Annotated in this window: 4 protein-coding genes and 1 pseudogene; 1 reads left to right on the top strand and 4 read right to left on the bottom strand. The window is 74.1% G+C overall.

Features of this window, described 5'->3' with window-relative positions; genetic code table 11:
- The 3 genes from ACWJ6R_RS31175 to ACWJ6R_RS31185 form a co-directional block, all read right to left on the bottom strand.
- Window positions 1–212, bottom strand: a 212-nt coding sequence (locus ACWJ6R_RS31175; RefSeq protein WP_449065655.1) for a biotin carboxylase N-terminal domain-containing protein, incomplete at its 3' end; no start/stop codon positions are given.
- A 94-nt stretch (window positions 213–306) separates the two neighbouring features.
- Window positions 307–1,839: an acyl-CoA carboxylase subunit beta gene (locus ACWJ6R_RS31180; RefSeq protein ID WP_449065658.1), complete on the bottom strand. Its 1,533-nt coding sequence runs from the start codon at window positions 1,837–1,839 to the stop codon at window positions 307–309.
- Between the two features lie 182 nt (window positions 1,840–2,021).
- Window positions 2,022–2,447 carry a VOC family protein gene (locus ACWJ6R_RS31185; RefSeq protein WP_449065656.1) on the bottom strand — a complete coding sequence of 142 codons (426 nt, stop codon included), beginning with the start codon at window positions 2,445–2,447 and terminating at the stop codon, window positions 2,022–2,024.
- Window positions 2,448–2,643: 196 nt separating this feature from the next.
- On the opposite strand from ACWJ6R_RS31185, the gene ACWJ6R_RS31190 reads away from it, so the two are divergent.
- The gene (locus ACWJ6R_RS31190; protein WP_449065657.1) at window positions 2,644–3,198 is read left to right on the top strand and encodes a helix-turn-helix transcriptional regulator; all 555 of its coding nucleotides are present in this window, start codon (window positions 2,644–2,646) and stop codon (window positions 3,196–3,198) included.
- Between the two features lie 104 nt (window positions 3,199–3,302).
- Here the strand turns inward: ACWJ6R_RS31190 and ACWJ6R_RS31195 are convergent.
- Window positions 3,303–4,213: pseudogene (locus ACWJ6R_RS31195) on the bottom strand (hypothetical protein); the annotation flags it as partial.

Raw genomic sequence — 4,213 nt, forward strand, 5'->3', positions numbered from 1 at the left:
CGGCGGCCTCGACGACCCGCCCGGCCGACAGGTAGGTGCTCGGCGGGCGCGGCGCCGGGCAGGCGCACGGCCTGGTCGGCCTCGGCGGTGTGCGGCGCGCCGGAGTCGGCGTCGGAGAAGACCGCGACGGTCTCGATGCCGAGGTCGCGGCAGGTGCGGAAGACGCGGCGGGCGATCTCGCCCCGGTTCGCGACGAGCAGGCGGCGGATCACGGTGCGACCCCCCGCGAGGCCGGGGACGCGGAGGACGCTGAGGACGCCGAGGGCACTGCGCGGGCCGGGGGCGGTGAGGACGATGGGATCACGGTCACATCCGGAAGACGCCGAAGCCCGCGGGCTCCGGGACGGGGGCGTTGCCGACGGCCGACAGGCACAGGCCCAGGACGGTGCGGGTGTCGCGGGGGTCGATGACCCCGTCGTCGTAGAGCCGCCCGGACAGGAAGAACGGCAGCGACTCCGCCTCGATCTGCGCCTCGACCATCGCGCGCATCGCCGCGTCCGCCTCCTCGTCGTACGGCCTGCCCCGGGCCTCGGCGGCGGCCCGGCCGACGATGGACAGCACCCCCGCGAGCTGCGCCGGGCCCATGACGGCCGACTTGGCGCTCGGCCAGGTGAACAGGAACCGGGGGTCGTAGGCCCGCCCGCACATGCCGTAGTTGCCCGCGCCGTAGGAGGCGCCCATGACGACCGTGAGGTGCGGGACGGTCGAGTTGGAGACCGCGTTGATCATCATGGCGCCGTGCTTGACGATGCCGCCCTGCTCGTACTCCCGGCCGACCATGTAGCCGGTCGTGTTCTGCAGGAAGATCAGCGGCGTGCGGGTCCGGTTCGCCAGCTGGATGAACTGGGCCGCCTTCTGGGCCTCCTGGCTGAACAGCACGCCGCGCGCGTTGGCCAGGATCCCCACCGGGTGGCCGTGCAGCCGCGCCCACCCCGTCACCAGGCTCGCGCCGTACAGGGGTTTGAACTCGTCGAACTCGCTGCCGTCCGTGATCCGCACGATCACCTCGCGCGGGTCGAAGGGGATCCGCAGGTCCTCCGGCACGATGCCCAGCAGCTCGTCGGGGGCGTGCAGCGGGTCCCGCACGGGTCCCGGCGCGCGGCCGTGCTTGACCCAGCCGAGCCCGCGCACGATCCGGCGCCCGATCCGCAGGGCGTCGTGCTCGTCGGCGGCCAGGTGGTCGGCGAGGCCGGAGACGCGGGCGTGCATCTCGGCGCCGCCCAGCGACTCGTCGTCGGACTCCTCGCCGGTGGCCATCTTCACCAGCGGCGGACCGCCGAGGAAGACCTTGGCGCGCTTCCTGACCATGACCACGTGGTCGCTCATCCCGGGCACGTAGGCGCCCCCGGCGGTGGAGTTGCCGAACACCAGGGCGATCGTCGGGATCCCCGCGGCGCTCAGCCGGGTCAGGTCGCGGAAGATCCGCCCGCCCGGGATGAAGATCTCCTTCTGCGTCGGCAGGTCCGCCCCGCCCGACTCGACCAGGTTGACCAGCGGCAGCCGGTTCTCCCGCGCGATGTCGGCGGCGCGGAGCGTCTTGCGCAGGGTCCACGGGTTGGACGCGCCGCCCCGCACGGTCGGGTCGTTGGCGACGAGCACGCACTCGACGCCCTCGACCACCCCGATGCCGGTGACCACGCTCGCGCCGACCGGGAAGTCGCTGCCCCAACCGGCCAGCGGTGAGAGCTCCAGGAACGCGGAGTCGGGGTCGACCAGCAGCTCGATCCGCTCCCGGGCGAGCAGCTTGCCGCGCGCCCGGTGCCGTTCGACGTACTTGGCGCCGCCGCCCGCGACGGCCTTGGCGTGCTCGGCCTCCAGCTCGGCGAGCCTGGCGAGCATCGCCTCGCGCCGGGCCGGGTACTCGTCCGAGGAGGTGCGCAACCCGCTCACCTACCGCCTCCCTCGCAGGCTTCCGCCGATCCGGATGCCCCGCAGTGTGCCACACCGCGGGTCTCAGGCCGCAGTGGCGTGTCACACGCGAAGAACTCCTCCGGCGGCGGACCGCGCATCCGCGCGGTGGGTCAGCCGGCGTCGTACTCGACGGCGACGTCGAGGACCCAGGTGACGCCGAAGCGGTCCTTGAGCATGCCGTACAGCGGGGTCCAGCCGGCCGGGCCGAGGTCCTCGATGACGGTGGCGCCGTCGGACAGGCCCTTCCAGTAGGCGGTGATCTCGTCGGTGTCCCGGCCGCGGACGGAGACGAAGAACGCCCGGTCGCCGGCGTCGTAGGTCTGCTGCTCGCGCACGTCGTAGGCCATGACGTGGAAGCCGTTGTCGGCCCGGACCTCGCCCCACGAGATCCGGTCGGCGTCGGCCGGGTGCCGCACGGTCCGGGCGTCGGCGTTGGTGAACGCGACGAGGCGGCCGCCGAAGACGGACTGGTAGAACTCCAGCGCCGCGCGGGCGCTGTCCTGGAAGTTCAGGTGAACAGTGGTGGTGATGCCCATGATGACTCCGTCGGATCAGGTTTTCCGGTTGCGGGACCGAAACTCGCAGAGGTAGGTGCCAGGGTGTGTCACCTACCTCGGGCAGAATCACATTCATGCCGAAAACCTCCGCCCGGCTGCGCAACCGCGTCGACGCCCTGCAGGTCACCGCCGTCGAACGGCCCGCCGGCCATCCGGCGCGTCCGTCGGCGGCGACGTGCTGCTCGCGATCAGCGCCGCGGTCCGCGCCCACGAGACGCTGCGGTTCGACTACGGCGCCGCGGCCGCGGACGCGCCCCCGCGGCGTGCCGAGCCGCACCACGTCGTCACCCGGGACGGACGCTGGTACCTCGTCGCCTGGGATCTCGACCGCCGGGACTGGCGCACCTTCCGCGCCGACCGGATCACGCTGCGCACCCCCAACGGCCCCCGCTTCACGCCCAGGGCGCTGCCCGGAGGCGACGTGGCCGCCTTCGTCGCCGGCAGGTTCCGCGGCTCCGCCGACGCCTCCGGCGGCTGGCCCTGCCGGGGCACGGTCGTCCTCGGCCTGCCCGCCGCCGCCGTCGCTCTGCACACCCCCGACGGCATCGTCGAGGAGATCGGCCCCGACCGCTGCAGGCTCACCCTCGGGTCCTGGTCCTGGCCCGGCCTCGCCGCCGCCTTCGCCCGCTACGACGCCGACATCGAAGTCGTCGGGCCCGGCGAACTGACCCGGGCCTTCGCCCGCCTGGCCCGCCGGTTCGCCGCGGCCGCGGCCGGACCCACCGCATAGCCCGCCCGGCAGGCCGGACGAGCCACTCCGGACGAGTCACCCGGGAGGCCGGACGAGCCACTCCGGCCGCGCCGGCGGGAACGCGACCGGCCGCTCCCGGCAGGTCAGCCGCAGTGGCTCCAGCCGCTCTTCCAGGACAGCGGGCCGTGCGAGCCGCCCCAGATGACGCACTTCTTGGCGGCGGTGAGCCGTACCGGGCCCGCGTAGGCGGTGAAGCTGCCGGGGTTGCTCCTCGACGAGCCGCCCCGCACCTGGAGGACCGCGTTCATCTTGACCTTGCCCGGGTGGACGTACCGGGACAGGGTGACGACGCAGTTCTGCTTGCGGGCGGCGTTGTAGAGCAGGTGGATCGTCGCGCGGCGGCCGAGCGCGTGGGAGTTGATCTGCTTGAAGCCCGACCCGCACACCTGGGCCGCCGTGTAGGGGTTCGGCTTCGGCGCCGGCTTGGAGGTCGGCTTGGGCGTCGACTTCGCGGTGGCCGTCGGCTTGGAGGTGGGCCTGGAGGAGGACCAGGTGGCGGAATTCGTCGGCGAGGGGACGGTCCCGAAGGTGCCGCCGATCTCACTCGGCTGGTCGCCCGGCTGCAGCGTCTCGTCCTCCGGCCGGGGGGTGGCCTTCCTCGTCGGGCGCGGCGTCGGCTTCGCCGCCCGTCCGCCGCCGTCGTCCGTACGGGACCGGGAGTCGCCCGCCGCGGGTTCCCCGGAGTCCTTCGGGCCGCTCGTGGGCTCCGGCGCGGGGCTCCTCCTCTTCGGCGCGGGTCCGGGGGACTCCGAGGCCGCGGGCGGCTCGTCGGGGATGAGCTCGGGAACGGGTTCACCGACCGGTTCGCCCACGGGCTCCCCGGCGGGCTCCTGCAACTCCGCGGAGGAGGCCGCCGCACCGGCGGCCCGGGTGGCGGCGGCCTTCTCCTCGTTCTGCAGGACGACCACGGTCCCGGCGGCCACGCCGAGGGCGGCCACGGCCGCCACTCCGGCCAGCAGCAGGCCCATCGGACGCCGCGGCCGGGACGGTCGCC

It is taken from the genome of Planomonospora algeriensis (assembly GCF_977012225.1).

Excerpts from the sequence above, each read along its gene's own strand:
- ACWJ6R_RS31180 (WP_449065658.1), bottom strand. The coding sequence starts at position 1,839 with ATGCTCGCCAGGCTCGCCGAGCTGGAGGCCGAGCACGCCAAGGCCGTC.
- ACWJ6R_RS31185 (WP_449065656.1), bottom strand. The coding sequence starts at position 2,447 with ATGGGCATCACCACCACTGTTCACCTGAACTTCCAGGACAGCGCCCGC.